Origin of the sequence: Ekhidna sp., assembly GCF_965247405.1 — a bacterium.
In the GTDB taxonomy this organism is placed as follows: domain Bacteria; phylum Bacteroidota; class Bacteroidia; order Cytophagales; family Cyclobacteriaceae; genus Ekhidna.
Map to the genome: position 1 here is coordinate 3192846 of NZ_OZ252014.1, position 21987 is coordinate 3214832.

General features: G+C 43.3%; 18 protein-coding genes. 16 read left to right on the forward strand and 2 right to left on the reverse strand.

Annotated features, from left to right (window positions below):
• Window positions 1-148: 148 nt before the first annotated feature.
• The 14 genes from mraZ to ftsZ all read left to right on the forward strand — a co-directional run bounded on the left by mraZ (window position 149) and on the right by ftsZ (window position 16471).
• Entirely contained in the window at window positions 149-592 is a 444-nt protein-coding gene (gene mraZ / locus ACP14Y_RS14790) for a division/cell wall cluster transcriptional repressor MraZ (protein WP_424963703.1), read from the forward strand.
• A 156-nt stretch (window positions 593-748) separates the two neighbouring features.
• Window positions 749-1687, forward strand: a complete 939-nt coding sequence (rsmH, locus tag ACP14Y_RS14795; RefSeq protein ID WP_424963705.1) for a 16S rRNA (cytosine(1402)-N(4))-methyltransferase RsmH — start codon at window positions 749-751, stop codon at window positions 1685-1687.
• Window positions 1688-1753: 66 nt separating this feature from the next.
• Entirely contained in the window at window positions 1754-2119 is a 366-nt protein-coding gene (locus tag ACP14Y_RS14800) for an FtsL-like putative cell division protein (protein ID WP_424963706.1), read from the forward strand.
• Between the two features lie 130 nt (window positions 2120-2249).
• Window positions 2250-4349, forward strand: coding sequence for a penicillin-binding protein (locus ACP14Y_RS14805; RefSeq protein ID WP_424963707.1), 2100 nt, complete (start codon window positions 2250-2252; stop codon window positions 4347-4349).
• Window positions 4349-5800 carry a UDP-N-acetylmuramoyl-L-alanyl-D-glutamate--2,6-diaminopimelate ligase gene (locus ACP14Y_RS14810; protein WP_424963708.1) on the forward strand — a complete coding sequence of 484 codons (1452 nt, stop codon included), beginning with the start codon at window positions 4349-4351 and terminating at the stop codon, window positions 5798-5800. The genes ACP14Y_RS14805 and ACP14Y_RS14810 overlap by 1 nt, the downstream gene beginning before the upstream one ends.
• A 133-nt stretch (window positions 5801-5933) precedes the next feature.
• On the forward strand, window positions 5934-7109 hold the full coding sequence (mraY, locus tag ACP14Y_RS14815) for a phospho-N-acetylmuramoyl-pentapeptide-transferase (RefSeq protein ID WP_424963709.1): 1176 nt from the start codon (window positions 5934-5936) through the stop codon (window positions 7107-7109).
• Window positions 7109-7477 (forward strand): hypothetical protein, encoded by a 369-nt coding sequence (locus ACP14Y_RS14820; RefSeq protein ID WP_424963710.1) that lies wholly within the window; start codon window positions 7109-7111, stop codon window positions 7475-7477. Before mraY ends, ACP14Y_RS14820 begins: the two co-directional genes overlap by 1 nt.
• Window positions 7477-8856, forward strand: coding sequence for a UDP-N-acetylmuramoyl-L-alanine--D-glutamate ligase (gene murD / locus ACP14Y_RS14825; RefSeq protein ID WP_424963711.1), 1380 nt, complete (start codon window positions 7477-7479; stop codon window positions 8854-8856). The genes ACP14Y_RS14820 and murD overlap by 1 nt, the downstream gene beginning before the upstream one ends.
• Window positions 8857-8973: 117 nt before the next feature.
• Complete coding sequence (locus ACP14Y_RS14830) at window positions 8974-10125, forward strand: FtsW/RodA/SpoVE family cell cycle protein (protein ID WP_424963712.1); 1152 nt, start codon at window positions 8974-8976, stop codon at window positions 10123-10125.
• Between the two features lie 26 nt (window positions 10126-10151).
• Window positions 10152-11234 (forward strand): undecaprenyldiphospho-muramoylpentapeptide beta-N-acetylglucosaminyltransferase, encoded by a 1083-nt coding sequence (murG, locus tag ACP14Y_RS14835; protein WP_424963713.1) that lies wholly within the window; start codon window positions 10152-10154, stop codon window positions 11232-11234.
• On the forward strand, window positions 11231-12625 hold the full coding sequence (gene murC, locus ACP14Y_RS14840) for a UDP-N-acetylmuramate--L-alanine ligase (RefSeq protein ID WP_424963714.1): 1395 nt from the start codon (window positions 11231-11233) through the stop codon (window positions 12623-12625). Before murG ends, murC begins: the two co-directional genes overlap by 4 nt.
• Window positions 12618-13376, forward strand: a complete 759-nt coding sequence (locus ACP14Y_RS14845; protein WP_424963715.1) for a cell division protein FtsQ/DivIB — start codon at window positions 12618-12620, stop codon at window positions 13374-13376. The genes murC and ACP14Y_RS14845 overlap by 8 nt, the downstream gene beginning before the upstream one ends.
• A gap of 171 nt (window positions 13377-13547) precedes the next feature.
• Complete coding sequence (gene ftsA / locus ACP14Y_RS14850; protein ID WP_424963716.1) at window positions 13548-14843, forward strand: cell division protein FtsA; 1296 nt, start codon at window positions 13548-13550, stop codon at window positions 14841-14843.
• Window positions 14844-14914: 71 nt separating this feature from the next.
• The gene (ftsZ, locus tag ACP14Y_RS14855) at window positions 14915-16471 is read left to right on the forward strand and encodes a cell division protein FtsZ (protein WP_424963717.1); all 1557 of its coding nucleotides are present in this window, start codon (window positions 14915-14917) and stop codon (window positions 16469-16471) included.
• A gap of 215 nt (window positions 16472-16686) precedes the next feature.
• Here ftsZ and ACP14Y_RS14860 read toward each other — a convergent pair whose 3' ends face one another.
• Entirely contained in the window at window positions 16687-17415 is a 729-nt protein-coding gene (locus ACP14Y_RS14860; RefSeq protein ID WP_424963718.1) for a lysophospholipid acyltransferase family protein, read from the reverse strand.
• A gap of 120 nt (window positions 17416-17535) precedes the next feature.
• Window positions 17536-19995, reverse strand: coding sequence for an ABC transporter permease (locus ACP14Y_RS14865; RefSeq protein WP_424963719.1), 2460 nt, complete (start codon window positions 19993-19995; stop codon window positions 17536-17538).
• Window positions 19996-20164: 169 nt separating this feature from the next.
• On the opposite strand from ACP14Y_RS14865, the gene ACP14Y_RS14870 reads away from it, so the two are divergent.
• Complete coding sequence (locus ACP14Y_RS14870) at window positions 20165-21328, forward strand: thioredoxin family protein (protein ID WP_424963720.1); 1164 nt, start codon at window positions 20165-20167, stop codon at window positions 21326-21328.
• A gap of 102 nt (window positions 21329-21430) precedes the next feature.
• Entirely contained in the window at window positions 21431-21979 is a 549-nt protein-coding gene (locus ACP14Y_RS14875; RefSeq protein ID WP_424963721.1) for a hypothetical protein, read from the forward strand.
• Window positions 21980-21987: the final 8 nt, after the last annotated feature.

A 21987-nucleotide genomic window follows, 5' to 3' on the forward strand; every position in this document is an offset into this window, starting at 1 on the left:
GAGTCTTCATTTTTTGCTTAAAATCATCGATTTAAAATACCAAATATGCATTTTTTTTATATTAGTGTGTGAAAGTGGGAGAAAGTGGTGGAAAATAGGAAAAGTTGATTACATTTGTCTCGGTGGTTTATATTTTTCAAGGCTCAGTATGGCGTTTTTTACAAGCGAGTATGAGTGTAAGTTGGATACTAAAGGGAGGTTGGTCTTGCCTGCAAAGATCAAGAGCAACCTCCCGGAGGTCTCCACTACCGAACTAGTGATACGGAAGGGATTCGAGCCGAACCTCATCCTGTATCCGATGGTGGAGTACAAAAAAATACACCACAAGATCTCATCACTTAGTGAATTCGATCCGGAACAACGAAAGTTGAAACGGACATTTTTCAGGAGCATCGCTCAGGTAGAGCTGGATAGCGCCAACCGTATCCTGGTACCCAAACAGATGCTCGCTCATGCGCAGATTGACAAGGAGGCACTCCTCATCGGCACGGGCAACTATATAGAAATGTGGAACCCTGAAGTATTTGATAAGCACATGATCAGTGACGATACCGAATACTCAGAGCTGGCACAGAAGTTCCTCGATGAATAGTGCTGGAAATTGCCCTAGAACGTCATTCCGAATTTATTTCGGAATCTATAGCAATCCAGGGCGGGAAACACAGAAGATTCTGAAACAAGTTCAGAATGACTGTTTTGAAAGAGGCTTATGTCCCCCTCTGGAGGGGGTTGGGGGGAGGATAAAAAGATGAGTGAATACCACAACCCGGTCATGTTGCAGGAATGCCTTGACGGGCTGGACATAAAACCAGACGGAGTATACGTGGATGTGACCTTTGGAGGTGGCGGTCACAGCAAAGCGATACTCGAGCGATTGACAACCGGCCACCTCATTGCTTTTGATCAGGACAAAGACGCTGAGCAAAATGCACAAAAGCTTCAGGAGGAGCTAGATGCCTCTGGGAGCGAATGTTCTTTCACATTTATTGAATCAAATTTCAGATACCTGAAAAAATTCCTCAGGCTACATGGCATCACGGAAGTGGATGGCATCCTGGCGGATTTGGGAGTTAGCTCCCATCAGTTTGATGAACCATCGCGTGGATTCACCACTAGGGCAGAAGGTGTGTTGGATATGCGCATGGATCAGGCCGCAGCTAAAAGCGCCAGGGAAGTAGTCAACGAATACGAGGAAAAGGATCTGATACATATTTTGAGTGCGTACGGGGAAATCAGGAATGCACGAACACTCGCAAGAGAGATTGTGAATTTCCGAATGAACCAGCCCATCGAGACCAACGAGCAGCTCAAGGCCATTGCCATGAAAAATGCTCCAAAAGGTCGGGATCTCAAATACCTTGCACAGGTCTTTCAGGCCATTCGCATCGAGGTAAATGAGGAGATGGAAGCACTCCGGGAATTTTTGATACAGGCAGGCGAGGTGCTAAAGGCAGAAGGCAGACTCGTAGTGATGAGTTACCACTCATTGGAAGATCGGCCGGTCAAGAATTTCATAAACAAAGGAAATATTAAAGGGGTCGATGAAAAAGACTTTTATGGGAATCCAATCAGGGTATTAGACCCGGTGAATCGAAAGCCCATCGTCCCCACAGCGGCAGAAATTGAAAAAAACAGCAGAGCGAGAAGCGCGAAGCTGCGTATTGGCAGAAAGAGAAGCGAGAAGTAGGAAGCTAGAAGATGGAAGATATTCCAGCTTCAAACTCCCGGCTTCAAACTTCAAACTTTTAAAAAGATGAAGAACACCTACAAATTACCACAAAGAGAAGAGCGAGGAGGCTTATTCCGCCTCATCAATCGCTTTCTACGCATGGACTCATCCATGAGCGAGGTGATACACGTGCGTTTTCTTCCCCAAATTCTATTTCTGGCATTCTTATGTCTGTTGTACATCGGCAACCGCCACTACGCAGAAAAGAAAATTCGAGATATCAATCATCTGGAAACAGAGGTTGAGGATCTCAGAGCAGACTATACTACCCTAAAGGCTGATTTCATGTATGAAAGCAAGCAATCAGAGGTGGCAAAACGAGCAGCAGCGCTCGGCTTGAAAGAGAGTAAAGAATTACCTGTTTTGATTAGGGAAGTTGAAGATAAATAAAACACGATATCATCAAATATTGGATGTCATCTCGACTAGTGAGAGCGGTGAATTCAAGAATTCCCCCTTTGAAGGGGGGTGTGCTGAAAGTGCGATGGTAGGGGGATGTAAAAAAACTGTTGACTAAAGGATGAGCATCAAACGAGACATAGTACTACGCGTAAGAATCGCCTTTCTCCTTACCTTCCTGGTAGCCGGAGCAGTAATCTTCCGTATTGCTAAGGTTCAGTACGTGGAAGGAGACAAGTGGAGAAGCATGGGCGAAACATTGGGCATGCAGGTAATGAATGTGAAAGCAACGCGAGGCAACATCTACGCAGACGATGGCAGCCTGCTCGCAACATCTTTACCATTTTATCGGTTGGCTATCGATCCATATCTGCCTTCCAATGGCTTATATAAAAACAACATCGATTCACTGTGTTATCGGCTTTCAAGGTATTACGGAGACCTTACTCCAACGCAGTATAAGCGAAAGATTGATGATGCCCGGAGAAAAGGACGAAGGTATCTGACCTTGAATCGTCAGGAAATTGGCTACCAGGACAAAAAGAACATGGAACACTGGCCACTCTTCCGGGAAGGCAGGCTAAAAGGAGGGGTGATTTTTGAAAAGGTAGAAAAACGCTTTTTGCCTTTCTCCCATTTAGGGATCCGTACCATCGGGAGTGTGAATGCAAACGATCGTGGTACCGTAGGATTAGAATATAGTTTCAATAAGCAACTCGCGGGAATCAATGGAAAAGGGCTGTATCAAAAAATGGCTGGAGGTGGCTGGAGACCCATCTATGACGGTACCGAAAGACGTCCGGTGGATGGGTATGACATCCAGACTACTATCAATGTAGACCTGCAGGATGTAACCGAATCAGCGTTGCTGAATGAACTTCAAAGACATGATGCAGACTATGGAGTAGCCATAGTGATGGAGGTAAAGACAGGTGAGATCAAGGCAATCTCCAACCTGAGCAGAAACAGCGAAGGGGACTACTACGAGCGATACAATTATGCAGTTGGTAGCCAGGGATCACGCGAGCCCGGATCAACTTTCAAGCTGGCAAGTATGATCGCACTTTTGGAAGAAACTGACATCAAGCTCTCTGATACGGTGGATGCTGGCGATGGCGAACTAGAGTTCTTTGACAAAACCATGCGTGATCATAAGCCTGGAGGATATGGTACGCTCACTGTGCAGGAAGTTTTTGAGAATTCTTCGAATATAGGTGTGGCAAAATTGATCACTCAATACTTTAATGACCGTCCGGAGAAATACATCAACTACCTCAAGCGAATGAATCTTCATCAACCACTTGATTTTCAGATGGTAGGAGAAGGTAAGCCGTACATCAAAGATCCATCTGACAGCACGTGGAGTGGGGTGAGTTTGCCTTGGATGTCGCACGGATATGAGCTAAAGATGACACCTCTTCAGATGCTGACGCTATACAATGCGGTAGCCAACAATGGCAAGATGGTGAAACCTATGATCGTGAAAGGTGTGATGAAAGCCGATCGGATGATTGATGAATTTGATACGGAAGTGATCAATGAGCGTATTGCTTCGAAAGAGACCTTGCGCAAGGTAAAGCTGATGATGGAGGGGGTTGTAGAGCGAGGCACTGCGAAAAACATTAACCACAGTCATTATAAAATTGCCGGTAAGACAGGAACGGCTAAGAAGGTAAAAAATGGTCGCTATGTACGTGAGTACTATACGTCATTTGCGGGCTACTTCCCTGCGGAAGCTCCACGCTACAGCTGCATCGTAGTAATCGATAATCCGAAAGGTTATCAGATTTATGGAAGCGACGTGTCTGCGCCTGTTTTTAAAGAAATAGCAGATAAAATCTACTCTCTGGAACTGGATATGCACGAAATTGGCACAGAGGAACGCACCTACGTGACAGGTGTTTTTCCTTACATTAAAGCTGGTAAACGTGATGAGCTCACGATGATCTGTAATCAACTTGGTATTTCCAACCATGCCAAGGCGGAAACCGAGTGGGTCAAGACAGATGTGATTAACGACGCAGTTTACTGGAAGGGAAATCCAGTAAAGTATGAGGTTGTCCCTGATGTACGTGGAATGACGTTGCGTGATGCAATTTATGTGCTTGAAAACCTTGGATTAGAAGTAGAAGTGAATGGTAGAGGGCGAGTAGCTACCCAATCCATGACGCCAGGAGGTAGATTAACGAAGGGTTCAACCATTAAACTGAAACTGAGCTGATGCAAACGCTAAAAGACATATTGTTTGGCGTATCGCTTAAGTCGATCACTGGAAATCGGGATGAGAAAGTGGCTGGAGTGGCATTTGATTCGCGAAAAGTGGAAAAGGACTTCCTTTTTGTAGCAGTGAAGGGTCTTACAGTAGATGGTCATGATTACGTCGAGGGGGCGCTGGAAAAAGGAGCTAAAGTCATCGTGTGTGAGCACACTCCAAAAAATATTAAAGAAGATATTACGGTCGTTCAAACAGATAATTCAGCGGAAGCCCTGGGCATCATCGCATCGAATTTCTATGGACGACCATCAGAGAAATTGAAGCTTGTAGGCATTACGGGTACGAATGGAAAAACCACTTGTGCAACGTTGCTATTCGAGCTTTTCCAAAACCTGGGCTACTCGGTGGGCTTACTTTCAACCGTAGAGAATAAGATTAACCATAAGATCTTAGACACCAGCTTTACTACTCCGGATGCGGTGCAACTTAACCAGCTTTTAGCCGAAATGGTTGAGAGTGGTTGTACGCATGCTTTTATGGAGGTAAGCTCCCACGCCCTGGTCCAGCATCGCGTATCAGGTATTCATTTTACCGGTGGTGTTTTCACAAATATCACCCATGATCATCTGGATTATCACAAAACATTTGATGAGTACATCGCAGCGAAAAAACTTTTGTTTGATGGGCTTTCCTCAGAGTCTTTTGCATTGGTTAATGTAGATGACAAGCGTGGAATGGTAATGCTTCAAAACACCAAAGCAGAAAAGAACAGGTTAGGTATTCGTTCGATGGCTGACTTTAAAGTACGTATCATCCACAACACCCTGCAGGGATTGGAATTGAACTTCGATGGAGTGGATGTGTGGTTCAAGCTCATCGGTGAGTTCAATGCCTACAATTTACTGACTGCTTATGCGGTGGCTATTCTGTTGGATGAGGAGAAAGAAGAAGTGCTCAGTGGACTATCAACTACCAGCGGAGCAAGTGGACGATTCGAGAAGGTGGAAAATGGCTCCAATGTGATGGCCATTGTGGACTATGCCCATACACCGGATGCATTGGAGAATGTACTAAGTACCATAGATGATTTACGAACCAAAAATGAGATGCTGGTAACCGTAGTGGGGTGCGGAGGAGATCGCGACAAAACCAAGCGTCCGGAGATGGCTGGAATAGCAGCACGATTTAGTGATAAAGTCATTCTGACTTCTGACAATCCTCGAACGGAAGATCCTCAGCAGATATTGGATGATATGAAAGAAGGAATTCCAAAATCGAAGGAAAGAAATGTGATGATCATAGCCGACAGAAAAGAAGCGATCCGGACGGCATGTAATCTGGTCAGCGATCAGGACATCATCCTGGTAGCAGGCAAGGGGCATGAGACCTACCAGGAAATTAACGGAGTGAGAAATCACTTTGATGATAGAGAGGTATTAAAAGAGCTATTGAACTAATGAATACAGTTTTAGAGAATATCTCAAGAACAAATTCCCCCTTTGAAGCGGTCCGACGATTCGGGGGGTGCGCTAGAAGGTGCGTGAGCAGGGGGATGTATAATCTAAAATCAAATAAATCTAAAATCGAAAGATGCTGAACTACTTATTTGAATATCTAAATCAAATAGACTTCCCAGGCGCGGGAATGTTTCAGTATATCTCATTCCGTGCAGGAATGGCGGCATTGCTTTCATTGCTCATAACCATTACTTTTGGGAAGCAGCTGATCAATATGCTGCGCAAATATCAGCTAGGCGAATCGATCCGTGACCTAGGGCTGGAAGGGCAGATGGAAAAGAAAGGAACGCCTACGATGGGAGGGATTATCATTATTTCCGGAATTGTGATACCCACACTCTTATTTGCAGACCTTGGTAACATATACATTATACTCTTGATCATTTCAGCACTTTGGATGGGGGCAATAGGTTTCCTTGATGATTACCTGAAAGTAAAAAAGAAGAACAAAGAAGGACTGAGAGGAAAATTCAAAGTAATAGGTCAAATCGGCCTGGGTCTGCTGGTGGGACTGGTGATGATATTCCATGAAGACATTGTAGTACGGGATTTTTCAGGCGAAGCATTCAAGGATGAAAATTCTTTGCTTACTACAATCCCATTTGTAGCTAACAATGAATTCAATTATGAATGGCTACTTCCTGAGTTTCTGGCCGATTACTCATGGGTACTTTATGTAGGGGTGGTCATTTTCATTGTAACGGCTGTCTCCAATGGCGCGAATATCACTGATGGATTGGATGGTTTAGCCGCTGGAACATGTGCCATCATTGCTTTAACATTAGCTGTATTGGCCTACCTGTCGGGTAATGCCATATTCTCCGATTATCTCAACATTATGTTCATTCCCAATTCCGGAGAACTGGTGATTTTCTGTACCGCATTTGTAGGAGCTTGCATTGGATTCCTTTGGTACAATGCCTACCCGGCGCAGGTTTTCATGGGAGACACAGGCAGTCTTTCATTAGGTGGGATCATCGCTGTTTTGGCGTTTGTGATTCGCAAAGAACTATTGATCCCGATACTATGTGGGATTCTGGTTGTCGAAAATTTATCGGTAATCATACAGGTGTCTTATTTCAAATACACCAAAAAGAAATATGGGGAAGGAAAGCGCATCTTTTTGATGTCGCCACTCCATCACCATTATCAAAAGAAAGGAATTCATGAGGCTAAGATTGTGGGGAGATTCTGGATCATGGGCATCCTCTTAGCCATTTTCACACTTGCAACACTAAAAATCAGATAATGACAGTAACACAAATCCATGAATTAAACGAGAAATTCCAGAAAGGTGCGGTGCAGCTTTCTGAGCTCATCCCATCGGGCACCTTGGTGCAAGCCACTTCCATGTTGATCCGATGCGCACGTAAGATTGATGATCAATTTTTGAAGTTACTAAAGGCTCCTTCAGAGATGGTCTTCAATCAGATAATGGGAAAGCTGGAAGACGAAACAGATGAAGTGCTGTTCATCCTTGATCAGCTTGAATTGGCCAACAAAAAGCAAAAGATCGCTTTGATCAATGACTTTGTGAAAGATGGATACGACCTCATGTCGATCTATTCAAAATGTTTTGATGTAATCATCGATCGAAAACAAAAAGAAGAGGAATAATGAATGAACGCATAGTCATATTAGGCGGAGGTGAGAGTGGCGTTGGGGCTGCCATACTTGCTCGTCAAAAAGGCTATGAGGTATTCCTTTCTGACGGAGGAAACCTGGCTCCAGATCGTAGGAGAACACTAAAGAGTCGGAAAATCGACTTTGAAGAAGGTGGTCATTCGGAGGAATTGATCATGGAGGCTTCACTAGTGGTGAAAAGCCCGGGTATTCCGGATTCAGCTCCGCTCGTTCAAAAAATTGTAAGCAAAAACATCACTGTCATTTCTGAAATCGAGTTTGCTTATCGTTTTATTGATAAAGCGAAAGTCATCGCCATTACGGGCACCAATGGAAAGACGACCACTTCCATGCTGACGTATCATTTACTAAAAACCGCAGGCTATAAAGTGGCCCTGGGGGGTAACGTAGGCACAAGCCTGGCTGGGTTGGTTGCTGAGGGTGGCTATCATTATTATGTGGTCGAAGTGAGTAGCTTCCAGTTGGATGGAATTCAAAACTTCAGACCAGATGTAGCTGTATTGCTGAATATCACCCCGGATCACCTGGATCGATATGATTACAATTTTGACAAATACGTCACTGCTAAATTCAGGATTGTTGAGAATCTTACCAATGAGCAAGCCTTTATCTACTGTGCAGATTCTGAGCCGGTGACAGAAGAAATAAGTAGAAGAAAAATCGAGGCGAGCATGTTTGCCATGTCAGCTTCAAAAAACAATAAGCTGAGCGCTTACCTGAAGGACGAACATCTGATTTTTAATTTCCAGTTCAAAAAGGATAGTGCAAAATACCGGATCCCGGTCTCTGAGATATCACTGATTGGCAAGCATAACATGGTCAATAGTATGGCTGCTGTGCTGAGTGCATTAAGTATGGAAGTACCTATTGAAAAAGTGCTGAAAGGCCTTAGAACTTTTAAGAATGCACCTCACAGACTGGAGTTTGTGGAGGAAATAGATGGAGCCGCATACATCAACGATTCCAAAGCGACCAATGTGGATTCGGTCTACTATGCCCTGGATGGAGTGAAAGGTGACATTATTTGGATTGCTGGCGGTATCGACAAAGGAAATGATTATACCCAGATTCAGAAGCTAGTGAAGAAGAAGGTGAAAGGGCTCATTTGCATGGGTAAGGATAACAGAGCGCTAACCGATTTCTTTGGATCCAAACTGGACCGTATAGCTGAGGTTGACTCGATAAAGAAGGCAATTCATCAAGCCCATGAGTGGGCTGGAGAAGGTGATGTTGTGTTACTGTCTCCTGCTTGTGCCAGTTTCGATTTGTTCGACAACTACGAGGATCGTGGTGACAAATTTAAGCGGGCAGTAAACAAGCTCGCTAAGACATTAAAAACGAAAGAAGCATGACGAAAATGCAATTCTCTATATCCTTAATGAATCAGTTTCCCCCTTTGGAGGGGGTTAGGGGGAGGATTGTATTACCAAATGAAACCAAGAGGATGTTTTACCAAAATCAATTCAAGCATGAACGAAATTAAAAATTGGGCATATCGAAACCTGAAAGGTGACCCGGTGATTTGGTTCATCGTGCTGATCCTTTCCTTGTTTAGCATTTTGGTGGTGTATAGCGCCACCGGTAGCCTCGCCTACAAAATGATGGATGGCAACACAGAGTACTATTTGATCAAGCACTCGGTTTTGGTGGTAGTGAGCTTGATAGCTATCTGGATCGCTCACAAAATTGATTATCGTTATTACTCTAAAATTTCGCGCCTTGTTCTATGGCTCTGTGTGCCACTTCTTCTGTTTACCTGGATGTTTGGTACCAACATCAACGAGGCATCTCGCTGGTTGACGATTCCGGTAATCAATCAGGCATTCCAGCCCTCTGATTTGGCGAAGCTGGCTCTACTAGTAACGTTAGCGAGCATGCTTTCCAAGCGTCAACGATCCATTGATGACTTCCAGAAAGCGATCGTTCCGATGCTGTTCTGGATCGGATTAATATGTGGGTTGATCGCACTGACCAATTTCTCATCTGCGATTCTCTTATTCCTTACATGCATGCTGGTTTTGTTCATCGGACGTGTACCAGTTAAATACCTGGCAATGCTAGTAGTCATTTGTGCATCGTTTGGATCTGTGGCTTTCATGGTTGGTCAAAGGGGAGGAACCGCGATTTCAAGGGTTGAGGACTTTATTAATAATGATACGCCGTATCAGGCTAAGCAAGCGTATATCGCGATTGCTTCAGGTGGTATAATCGGCAAAGGGCCCGGACAAAGCGATCAACGGAATTTCTTACCGCATCCATATTCAGATTTCATCTATGCAATCATATTAGAGGAGTACGGATTGATCGGTGGGGTGCTCATTCTCTTTCTATACCTCGCGCTGTTGTACCGGGGAATGAAAGCGGCAGAACAGAATGACCGGGCCTATGGCGGACTGCTTTCGGCAGGCCTAAGCTTTGCGCTGGTTATACAGGCATTGGTGAACATGGGAGTTGCTGTCGGGCTAGGTCCTGTTACAGGATTGACCCTTCCATTTATAAGTATGGGGGGTACGTCGCAACTTTTTGCGGGAGTGGCCCTGGGGATCATTCTCAGTGTAAGTAGAGGTGAGATCGACAATTTCGGAGGAACAATTGGTAATCAATATAAAGAAGCAGCGTAATCGAAAAGGAAAGAACATACAGGATCATGATTAGTGGTGGTGGCACAGGCGGTCACATTTATCCTGCCATATCTATTGCGCAGGCGTTGAAGGATATGCTTCAGTCGGTGGAGATCTTGTTCGTAGGTGCTAAGGGAAAAATGGAGATGAAGAAGGTGCCGGAAGCAGGCTTTGAAATTGAAGGGCTTTGGATCAGTGGCATCCAACGAAAAATCTCGGCTGATAATCTGATGTTCCCATTTAAGTTGCTATCCAGCATTCGCCAATCAGCAAAGCTGATCAAAAAATTCAACCCGGATGTAGTAGTAGGTGTAGGTGGATACGCCAGTGGGCCATTGCTTTACGTCGCAGGTAAAAAAGGAATTCCGACGCTTATTCAGGAACAAAATTCGTACGCAGGACTCACCAACAAATGGTTATCAAAATCGGCGAAAACGATCTGTGTGGCCCATGAAGGTATGGAAAAGTATTTTCCTGCTGAAAAAATAGTGGTCACAGGCAATCCCGTTCGTAAGACAATCAAACTTAATCCAAACAGGAAATCAGAAGCTTTCAAACATTTTGAGTTGGATGAGTTAAAACCTACACTTTTAGTAATTGGAGGAAGCCTGGGAGCACGTACACTAAATGAAAGTGTATTGGGAGGTTTGGATAAGCTTGCTCAGGAAGAAATACAGTTGATCTGGCAATGTGGCGGCTATTACCATGATGAGATGAAGGGGCGTGTTGATGACAAAGGAGGGAAGGTGATACTCAAAGATTTCATCTTCCAGATGGATTTTGCATATACATGCGCGGATGTGGTGATATCACGAGCTGGTGCTCTCTCCATCGCTGAGTTGATGCTTACAAGTAAGCCTTCGATCTTAGTGCCTTCCCCAAATGTGGCAGAGGATCATCAAACGATCAACGCGAAAGCGTTGGTTGATAATGATGCAGCTGAAATGGTAAAGGATAGTGAAGCCATGGATAAGCTAATTGATGAAGCAATTGCTTTACTAAAAGATAAAGCTAGACAGCAAAAACTGTCTAAGAATATTGGAGCTATGGCGCATGAAAATGCTGCTATTGATATCGCAAACGAGGTAATGAAATTGGTAGATCAATGAAACTCAACGAAGTAAATAGCGCCTATTTTATCGGTATCGGAGGTATCGGTATGAGTGCCTTGGCTCGTTGGTTCCATGCAAAAGAAAAATTCGTTGCAGGCTATGACAAAACTGAGTCAGAGCTAACCAAAAAACTGATTGAGGAAGGTATTGATGTACACTATGAAGATCAGCTGGACCTGATAGATGATAGATTCTTGGAGAAGGAGGGCACATTGATTGTCTATACGCCAGCTATCCCACAAGATCACATCGAATTGAATTACTTCCGCGATAATGGATTTACCGTGATGAAACGATCGGAGGTGCTTGGAATGATCACAGAAAATCATTTCACTATCGCGGTAGCTGGTACACATGGAAAGACGACTACCACATCGATGATCGCACATCTGCTGAGCCATTCCAGAAAAGGATGTTCTGCATTTGTTGGTGGCATCATGGCCAATACCGGGACTAACCTGATCATTGGAGATGATAATGCACCTGTGGTGGTCGAGGCTGACGAATACGATCGCTCATTTATGCGATTGAATCCAAATTATACGGTCATCACCTCTTTAGATCCGGATCATTTGGACATCTATGGTGATGAAACGGCTATGCTGGATACGTATGAGGAATTCGTAAAGAAGACACCAAAGGATGGTAAAGTTCTCATGTATTCGGACGCTGGCTTTAAGATTAATCCGGGGAATAAATATATCTCTTATGCAATCCGCCATGGAGATGCGGTTGCGGATGCCCTTCGTATTGTGAATGGAGCTTTTGTATTTACCTATCGCTATGGGATGGAAAAAATCTCTGATGTCCATTTGGAGTTTCCGGGGTACCATAATGTGGAGAATGCGCTTGCTGCCATTACAGTGGCTGTTGATATGGGGATGGAAGGACGTGAAATTCGCAAACTAATGCGATCTTATAAAGGAGTGAAGCGGAGGTTCGAGTATGTCTTTAGAAGTCCGCATGCCACACTCATTGATGACTATGCACATCACCCGGAAGAGATCAATGCTTTCCTGAAATCCGTCAGATCACTGGCAGGCAAACGTAAGATCACGGCTATTTTCCAGCCGCATTTATTCTCACGAACAAACGACTTTAAAAAAGGATTTGCTGAGGCGTTGGATAAAGCAGACGAGGTGATTTTATTAGACATTTACCCGGCGCGGGAAGAACCAATAGAGGGAGTGAGCTCCAAGTCGATTTATGACCTGATGGAGAATGAAAATAAGGTGATGGTGACCAAGGATTATCTGTTGCAGGAGCTGGATGACCATAACTTGGATATCGTGGTGACCATTGGTGCTGGTGACATAGACCGTGAGGTTCCAAAGATCGCTGAGTACATGAAAAATAAGTTCAATCCTAAAAGTGAAGAAGATGAGTAAGGAAGAAAAGAAAAACATCTTGATCTACTCATTCAGTGGGTTGCTTTTGATCTCACTGATTGCTTTTGCAGGGATTAAGAATAATGGTCGAGAGATTGAGGATGTGAAGGTTGAGATACTTGATCAAGAAGGAATTTTCTTTACTGATCAGCTTGAAGTTGTTGACCTGATGACCGATAAAAGTGCTGACTATGTAGTAGGCGTTGAAATGGGAGATATTGATCCGAAAACTTTGGAGGAGCGGGTAGAAACCAATCCCTTTGTAAAAGATGCGCAGGTGTATCGGGATTTGAAGGGCAATCTTCAGGTGAAGGTAGAGCAGAGTAAACCGATAGCAAGACTTTTCATCGACGGAAAAAAGGATCGATACATTGATGAAGATGGTCGGGTGCTTCCAATTAATGCGAAACACACCGCTCGAGTACCATTAATGGAAACGGAATTTGAATTCATTTGGGAGAGAAACCTGAATGAAAGCAAGTTTGGAAAGCAGGTGTTTGAACTGCTGACCTTTATAGAAAAAGATGAATTCTGGAAAGCCCAGATTGCTCATGTCATCATCAAGAAGGATGGAGAGATAGAATTGTATCCACAGGTAACGAAGCAGGTGGTTGAGTTTGGTAAACCTGAAGATTTAGAAAGGAAATTTTCAAAGCTAATGACTTTTTATAAAGAGATCTTACCCAAGAAAGGATGGAACACCTACGATAGGGTAAATCTGAAATTTGAGAATCAAATAATATGTGAATGACCAACAAAGTTGGAAATATCATTTTAAAGTGTCATCCTGAGCGCAGCGAAGGATCCTTTCCCCCTCTGGAGGGGGTAGGGGGAGGAAGAATAACAGCAGGGGGATGTTTTGAGATTCTCGCCTGTGTAGGAATGACGGAATTAAGTTTAATCACCGAGAAATTAAAATATTATGGAAGATAAAATCATCGTTGGATTAGACATTGGCACCACAAAGATTTGTGCCATTGTAGGTAAGAAAAATGAATACGGTAAGCTCGAGATACTGGGCATGGGTAAGGCAGTATCCGATGGTGTGATCCGTGGAATCGTCACCAATATCGATAAGACTGTTCGCGCCATTGAAAAAGCAATTGCAGAAGCAAGTGAGCAATCAGGTATCGATATTCAGGTGGTAAACGTTGGTATTGCTGGTCAGCATATCCGAAGTGCTGTTCATCACGGAGGCATCACCCGTGAGGATACGGATGGTGAGATTACCATTGAGGATTTGGCTCGACTTAATAGCGATATGCACCGCATAGTCACTCCTCCGGGAAGCGAGATAATTCACGTGATGCCGCAGGATTACATTGTAGACTATGAAGATGGAATCATGGATCCTGTAGGGATGACCGGAGTGAAGCTTGAGGCAGACTTCCATATCATCACTGCTCAGACGAACGCAATCAACAATATAAACAAGTGTGTGAAAAAGGCTGGGCTCCAAATTGAGAATCTCATTTTGGAACCACTCGCGTCCAGCTTATCTGTGCTCAGCGATGAAGAGAAAGAGGCAGGTGTATGCCTGGTAGATATTGGAGGTGGCACTACGGATGTGGCAGTATTCTATGAGAATATCATCCGACACACAGCAGTAATTCCTTTTGGAGGTAATATCATCACTTCCGACATCAAGCAAGGCTGTATGGTGATGGAACATCAGGCGGAATTGCTAAAAACCAAATTTGGTAAGGCCATTTCTGAGGAAGCCAGCCCGAACGAGATCGTATCGATCCCTGGTTTGAGAAATCGACCACCAAAAGAAATTTCCATCAAGAACCTTGCTCATATTATTGAGGCACGAATGGAAGAGATCATAGAGCTGGTGCATACCGAAATCATTAGCTCCGGCTTCAATAAGAAGCTGGCTGCAGGTATTGTGGTGACCGGCGGTGGTTCTCAGTTGACCAATCTGAGTCAGCTGTTTGAGTATATGACCGGACTGGATACGCGAATTGGCTATCCGAACGAGCACCTTGGAAGAAGCAAAGTGGACGCGGCAAAAAGCCCAATGTTCGCTACAACTGTTGGATTAGTGCTGTCAGGATTTAAAGCTTTGGACATTCGTCAGGCAAGGTATTCGGAAGCTCCTTCTTACAAGGGAGATGGAAAGAAAAAGATGAAGGCTGGAAATAAGTTCTTTTCCAATATTCTGGAGAAAACCAAAGGCCTTTTAATCGATGATTTTGATGATAAAATTAATTAGTGGCGAGTTACTGGTTATGAGCTGCGAGCCGGCTCGAAACTCGAAACTCTGAACTCAAAACTTTTATAATTATGGCAGAAAATATGTATCAATTCGACTTACCGTCACATCATAAATCCATCATCAAGGTGGTGGGTGTTGGTGGTGGCGGCAGCAACGCTGTTAATCACATGTACAGCCTGGGAATCCGGGATGTAGAGTTTGTGGTTTGTAACACGGACCATCAGGCACTGGAAAGCAGTGCGGTTCCGAGCAAACTTCAAATTGGAACAAACCTGACCAGTGGGTTGGGAGCAGGGGCAAATCCTGAACGTGGCAAAAATGCCGCTATTGAAAGCAAAGAAGAAATTCGTGACCTACTCTCGCAAGACACGAAGATGGTCTTCATCACAGCAGGAATGGGTGGTGGTACTGGTACGGGTGCTGCACCCGTCATTGCCCAGGTAGCCAATGAGCTGGATATCCTTACAGTTGGTATCGTTACCGCCCCCTTTGCTTTTGAAGGCAAGAAAAAAATGAAAGCTGCTGAGGAAGGAATCAAAGAGCTGAAAAAGTACTGCGATACCGTCCTCGTTATCATGAATGATAAGCTGCGTGAAATCTATGGCAATCTATCCATTAGTGATGCATTTGCTCAGGCGGATAATGTGCTGACAACAGCAGCAAAAGGAATTGCGGAGATCATTACCGTTCCGGGTTATGTCAACGTGGATTTTGAGGATGTGAAGACTGTGATGAAGGGAGCCGGGCCGGCAGTAATGGGATCAGCGAAGACAATTGGTGACAACAGAGCGAGAAGAGCGGCTGAAGAAGCACTTAACTCACCGCTATTGAACCAGCAGGACATCTATGGAGCAGAGAAAATCTTACTTTCCATCATCTCTGGTGAGGAAGCAGAGCTACAGATGGATGAGTTAACCGACATCACCGATTACATTCAGGAATATGCCGGCGATGATGCGGAAGTGATCTTTGGTCACGGTGTAGATAGCTCGTTAGGAGAAAATATCCGGGTGACTGTCATCGCAACCGGATTTGGTAAACTAGATGAAGATGGCGAGTACATCTCCAAAGAGGAAGAGGCAAAACGTTTTGATCTGGATTCACAGAAAGAAATTGATGATTCCAAAAAGCGAGGTAACACATCTGATTTCATGTTTGAAATTGAAGAGGAGGGTGATAAGGATGGTGTAGAAGATTGGGACTATGAGTTCAGCTCACTTAAGGATGAAATTAAGCGTGAGGTAGAAGAAGAGGAGCAACGAAAGAAAAAGCCTGAACAGCGTTCCTTTGAGTTTGATTTTACCAATGGTTTTGATCATGATGAAGATGAGGAAGTACATGAAGAAGAGGTGAATATCTCAGATGCTTTTCATGCAACTCCTAGCTCCAAACAAGTCAAGCTTGCACAAGAGCGTGCGGAGCGTGAAGCCATGTTCAATAATAAGAAGTTTGAAATGCCGACAGAGGAGTTTAAGGAACGACTGGATGTACCGGCGTATGAGCGCAAGAAGATTCAGCTTCAGAATGTTCCTCACTCTTCGGAGAGAAACATCTCGAAGTATAATCTGAACGAAGAGAATCAGATTTTAGGAAACAATAAGTTTTTGCATGATAATGTAGACTGATTGAAAGGCTAGTCCTTCAATCTACCGTCATCGGGAGGAACGAAGCGATCTTAATATTGAGATTGCTTCACCCGCTTATCAGCGGATTCGCAATGACGAAAAAGGTCTAAAAACATGGTTAACAGTAGGTGTTAGTCATACTGTCCCGACAACAAAAGGTTGGGATATTCTGCCAAGAATGGCCCCTGATATTAATTTGTCAGGGGCTTGATTGTTTAAGCGGTTGTGTGTTCCTCCCCAATCGCCACACCCATCTTCTTCACCAACCCCTCGACTGATTCATTCTCATAGTCTATGTCCATTGGCTCTCCGAATTTTAAGGAAAGAGTCACTCCTTTTTTTAATCGTTTGACTCCTGTTTTATCAAAAGCTTCTCGAAACCCATCTACACGTACAGGAATTACCACAGGTTTGTGTTGCTTGATAATATGTGCGGTTCCCTTACGAACGGGAGCGCTTTGTCTTGTGGTACCTTGGGGAAATGTTACCACCCACCCATCTTTAATTGCCGTGCCTATGGATTTAGTATCATCCGGATTGACCTCTCGTTTGATCATTTCATCTCCCTTTCGCCAGGTACGGTCTACCGTCACTGCTCCAGCCAGTGCAAGCACCTTAGCCAAAAAGCCTTTCTCCATCGTCTCACGAGCAGCTACATAATATACATTCACCTTTGGATTCTTTAGGTAGCTCCAGTCCTCAATGGAATCTATCTGTCCGTTGAGGGCAGCAAACATGGCATGAAACATTGCGATAACATCCGTAAAGATGGTCTGATGGTTTGCAATGAAGAGAACGTTCTTGTCTGGAATCTCAGTCAAAACCTTGCTCCCTGAAACCACTACCTTGTTCGGTTTTAATAGGTACCATAATACCAATCTTCCTACTGTTTGAAAAATCTTTTTTTTGAACCAGATCGACTGACCGAATACATTTTTAGCCATGTAAACTTCTTTTTCAACTCGAAATTACAGAACATGATGGAAGTATTGACCAAAAAAACTAACCCCGACAAAATTGCCGGGGCTTTCATAGTAGAGTAAGTAGGTAATTGGGCGCTTTCTTTATTCCGTTCGAAGAGATTTTACCGGGTCGGTTTTTATGGTGCTCAGCACTTTGGTAGAAATACTTAGTAGTGCTAAGCCAATTACAAAGGCAATCGGCACGATCACAAACCACCAGCCCAAATCAATACGGAAGGTATAATCTTCCAACCATTTGGACATCATCCACCAGGCCACTGGCAGACTAATCACACACGCTGCTGACACAAGAATCATGTATTCTTTTGACAATAAAATCATCAGGTTTTTTGCGCTAGCCCCGAGCACTTTTCTGATACCAATCTCTTTGGTTCGTTGCTGCACACTGAAAGACGTAAGACCAAATAGTCCGAGGCAAGCAATGAGAATTGCTAATGCTGAGAAACCGGAGAATATCTTTCCAAACCGGATATCTTCCTTATACTGTTCATCAAAGGCTCGATCAAGAAAGAAGTAATCCATCTGGTAATCAGTAAAAACCTCATTCCATTCAGCCTTTACGGTAGCAACTAGATCGTTGAGTTGGGTATTTCGTGTTGAATGACCATTTTCATCTAGTTGCAGCTTAACAAAGTAGAACTCCGTCCATGAACTTAGCACATACACAATTGGGGTGTAATCATTGTGAAGAGAAGTGTGATGGTGGTTTTCCAATACTCCCCGCACCTTTAGCGTAGGGCCGTAAAAGCCATCTATCTCAGCACCAATTGCATCCTCAGGATTGGAGAACCCGAGTAACTCAGCAAGTTTTTGGTTGATAACCACATCACCTTTGCTCCAGGGATCATCACCACTTTGAAGCGCTCGCCCGGCTATAACATCAATTCCAAAAAACTGGGGAAAGTCTAAATCCATGGAAATCATACCGGTAGCCACAGATGTCTCTTTCGATTTATTCTTCAAATATAAACTAGCACCCCAACCCACAGGCTCTCCTGGAATTTCACCACCATTCGTGATTTCCTTCACCCCAGCATATTTCAACAATTCGGTTTTTAATGTGTTAAACCGCTTTACATCCTGCCGCTCATCGTCATGAATGGCACCCGGTGGAGATTTGATTACCAGGATATTCTCGATATCAATGCCGAGATCAGCTTCTCTCATATAATTGATTTGGTGATAGACTGTGACTGTTCCTGCTATTAGTATGAATGTGATCATGAATTGTACAAACACCATACTTTTGCGCATTTTCACGCCACCCACTTTACCGCGATTCCCAACCAGAATATTTACCACATTCATGGTTTTCAAAAGGATATAAGGATAAAAGCCGATGAGTAGTGTGCCAACTCCAATTAGTCCTAATAATAGAGTCAGAACCTTCAGGTCCATTAGTGCAGAAACAGGCAGTCCTGTCACCTCAATCAAATATTTTTCACCAATCTGTGTTGCAAAAAGTGCTAAAACAAAGGCCAGCAGATTCATTACGAATGCCTCCAGAATAAATAGTTGCGTAATTTGTTTCATGGTGGATCCCATGCATTTGCGAATGCCCATCTCTTTCATGCGTTCCATTGTGCGAACAAGTGAAAGATTCATGTAATTGATCCAGGCAATCACCAAGATGATCATAGCTATGAAGCTCAATACAAAAACCGTCTTATTATCTACTCCAGCGCTATCAGCCCATTCATACTCTGCATTCAAATGAATATCAGTAAGAGGACGGAGAAAATAATTAACAGCATATCCATTCGCAGCATAGGATTCTTTAGAATTTTCCTCATGAAGCTGGTTAACTATTGACATTACCTCGCTCTGACGATTGGGATCACTAACAAGCATATAGGTGGTAAAGCTGCTATTGGTCCAGCTTAGTCTGCTCTTTGTGTAATTGTCCATTGATGGATAGGAAAGGAGCAACTCAAATTGGATGTGAGAGTTTTCCGGGATATCGTCTATCACGCCGATCAATTCATATTGATGATTGCCATTGTTTCCACTAAGTGTGAATGATTTTCCGATTGCTTTCTCAGGATTGTCAAAGTATTTTCTTGAAGCTTTAAGTGTTAAAACCGCCTTTAGAGGTTCATCAAACTTCGCTGAACTTCCAGCCAGAAATTTAAAATCAAACAGCTCAAATGTCCCCTCGTCAGCAATAAACACTCCGGGTTGTTCAAAACTGACTTTACCATCACCATCGGTATAGACAATGGAGTTATTAGCGTAGTTGTAATCATAAAATCGGGCAACAGCTATTACTTCTGGAGATTGATCACGAAGTGCAGCACCCATCATGGACGGAGCATTATAGGACTGTCCCAGGTGTTCTCCGTTTTTATAAGCGTCAGACTCCAGCCTGAAAATCTGATCTGCATTGGAGTGATATGTATCAAATGAAGTATGAAAGTTCACATACTGTGAAATAACAAGGCAGGCGGCCATGCCCAGAGCCAGACCCAAAATGTTGATGAAGGAGAACACTTTATTTTTTTGGATCTGCCGAAAGATCGTTATCAGGTAGTTCTTTAGCATGTCGATTTTGGTTTTGGTTGAATATTGAAAATCAATCGCTATGCCATGTATTGTAAGTAACAGTAAATCAATTACTTAACAATATTGAGGGATTTTATTTCTGTGCGATTCCGCACAATTGAGTGTACACAATAATCGAGTTTTAACGTTTTTTGTTGAAATTTCCTGCATGAAGAAACTAGCATTTTTAATTTTCTTGATTCCGGCTGGACTGGCTGCACAAATCAAATTCATGGATTCCTGGGATGAGGCTCTTTCCCGTGCTCGCTTGAATGGAAAACTTATTTTTTTGAACACATATGTAGAGTGGTGTGAGCCTTGTGATGAGATGACAGAATACACCTTTACTGATTTGGAGGTTGCTAACTTCTTTAATTCAACGTTTGTAAATGTCCAGTTGGATATGGAGGATTACCCTGGGGTAGAGCTAGCAGAAGAATATACAATTGGTGTTTTTCCCTCTTTCCTGTTTATCAATGGAAATGGTGAAGTTGTTCATCGTGGATGTGGCGGAATGGATGCGAATCAATTTCTTGCACTTGCTGAAGACGCTCTCACAGACAGTCTCACGCTCATGGCAAGAGAAAAGCAATACGATGCAGGTGATCGTTCAATAGATTTTATGCTGAGTTATTTGGAGCTTTTGGAAGAGGCATGCCTGGATGCTGAGCGTTTCGCTGCAGAATATTTAAAAAACATTGAACTACAAGACCTAATAAAAGAAACCCCCTGGGAGGTTTTTGCAGCTTATCAGTGGGACATTTATAGTCGTGAGTTTCAGCATCTGCTTAACAATAAAAAGCTATTTGAAGATAGTTTGGGTCAAAAAGTGGTCAATGCAAAACTATACGACACATACCTATCGCAGTATCAGGAAATTTTTGAGGCAGAAGAGCTTCATGACTTTGGCATGCGTGCCCTATTGCATTCGTTTAAGAACGTGACGTTTTCAGGTTCAGATACCTTGCGGTTGATGATGAACCTGCACTACTCAGAGTACACAGAAAATTGGTCCGATTATGCAGACTTTACAGTCGAGTTGGTAGGGATGACTAATCTTGAGGATCCTGAGCAGTTAAATGAATTGGCCTGGAAGTTCTACCTGTTTGTAGACAATAAATATCAACTGGAAATCGCCTCTACCTGGGCGCAAGAAGCGGTTGATCAGCAGCCAGAGCCATCCATGATTGACACGTATGCTTCTCTGCAGTTTAAACTTGGAAACAAGAAGAAAGCCATAGAACTAGAAAAACGTGCGCTAGAATTAGCTCAAGAACTTTATGAGGATACTTCACATTATGAGCATCAGTTAAGAAAGTTTGAGGGGAAGTAGAATCCCATTATGACTAGGATAGACTGGTTGTATTTTTAATACAGCTCAATTTTTAGTAAATTGTTTTACGGATTTCATTATGACAGAATAAAATGTCTTGATATGAAAATCTATTTAACGATTATATTATTCGTTCTGCTTGTATCTGCAAGTGCTCAACAATACCACGTTTCCATTAATTCGGTTTTTGAGGTAGAAGAGGTTGCTTATTTCGACCCTCCAGATGCTTTTTCAGCGCTGGAGGGAGGATTAATGCTAAAAGCATCTGGCGTATACGGAGAATCGACTTTGAGGTATGGATGGTTTATTAATTACATCCCCTCAAATTATGTTTATCGATACGATTTTGATTTACAGATGATCGGACTTGGTGGTGTAATTGGAGCTGCATTTGCAGTGGATGATAATATTGAAATCCAACCACTTATGCAATTGGGATATCGAGTTAGTATCCCTGAAGGAGATGTCGACTCTTATAATGGCTTAGCATTAAACCTGGATGTTAATGGTATTTATTGGATGGATGGTAACGTACACCCAAAGTTAAACTTCGGATTCTTGACCCAACCTGCAGGTGGAAATTCGGATGTAACCTTCACATTTAGCCCTCAATGGTTCATTGGGGCTGGAGTTGTCATCGCTGATAATTAATAAAAAGC

Coding starts and splice junctions, on each gene's coding strand:
- ACP14Y_RS14870 (WP_424963720.1), top strand. CDS start 20,165: ATGAAGAAACTAGCATTTTTAATTTTCTTGATTCCGGCTGGACTGGCT.
- ACP14Y_RS14875 (WP_424963721.1), top strand. CDS start 21,431: ATGAAAATCTATTTAACGATTATATTATTCGTTCTGCTTGTATCTGCA.
- ACP14Y_RS14860 (WP_424963718.1), bottom strand. CDS start 17,415: ATGGCTAAAAATGTATTCGGTCAGTCGATCTGGTTCAAAAAAAAGATT.
- ACP14Y_RS14810 (WP_424963708.1), top strand. CDS start 4,349: ATGCAAACGCTAAAAGACATATTGTTTGGCGTATCGCTTAAGTCGATC.
- mraZ (WP_424963703.1), top strand. CDS start 149: ATGGCGTTTTTTACAAGCGAGTATGAGTGTAAGTTGGATACTAAAGGG.
- rsmH (WP_424963705.1), top strand. CDS start 749: ATGAGTGAATACCACAACCCGGTCATGTTGCAGGAATGCCTTGACGGG.
- ftsZ (WP_424963717.1), top strand. CDS start 14,915: ATGGCAGAAAATATGTATCAATTCGACTTACCGTCACATCATAAATCC.
- mraY (WP_424963709.1), top strand. CDS start 5,934: ATGCTGAACTACTTATTTGAATATCTAAATCAAATAGACTTCCCAGGC.
- ACP14Y_RS14865 (WP_424963719.1), bottom strand. CDS start 19,995: ATGCTAAAGAACTACCTGATAACGATCTTTCGGCAGATCCAAAAAAAT.
- ftsA (WP_424963716.1), top strand. CDS start 13,548: ATGGAAGATAAAATCATCGTTGGATTAGACATTGGCACCACAAAGATT.
- ACP14Y_RS14820 (WP_424963710.1), top strand. CDS start 7,109: ATGACAGTAACACAAATCCATGAATTAAACGAGAAATTCCAGAAAGGT.
- murG (WP_424963713.1), top strand. CDS start 10,152: ATGATTAGTGGTGGTGGCACAGGCGGTCACATTTATCCTGCCATATCT.
- ACP14Y_RS14830 (WP_424963712.1), top strand. CDS start 8,974: ATGAACGAAATTAAAAATTGGGCATATCGAAACCTGAAAGGTGACCCG.
- murD (WP_424963711.1), top strand. CDS start 7,477: ATGAATGAACGCATAGTCATATTAGGCGGAGGTGAGAGTGGCGTTGGG.
- ACP14Y_RS14800 (WP_424963706.1), top strand. CDS start 1,754: ATGAAGAACACCTACAAATTACCACAAAGAGAAGAGCGAGGAGGCTTA.
- murC (WP_424963714.1), top strand. CDS start 11,231: ATGAAACTCAACGAAGTAAATAGCGCCTATTTTATCGGTATCGGAGGT.
- ACP14Y_RS14805 (WP_424963707.1), top strand. CDS start 2,250: ATGAGCATCAAACGAGACATAGTACTACGCGTAAGAATCGCCTTTCTC.
- ACP14Y_RS14845 (WP_424963715.1), top strand. CDS start 12,618: ATGAGTAAGGAAGAAAAGAAAAACATCTTGATCTACTCATTCAGTGGG.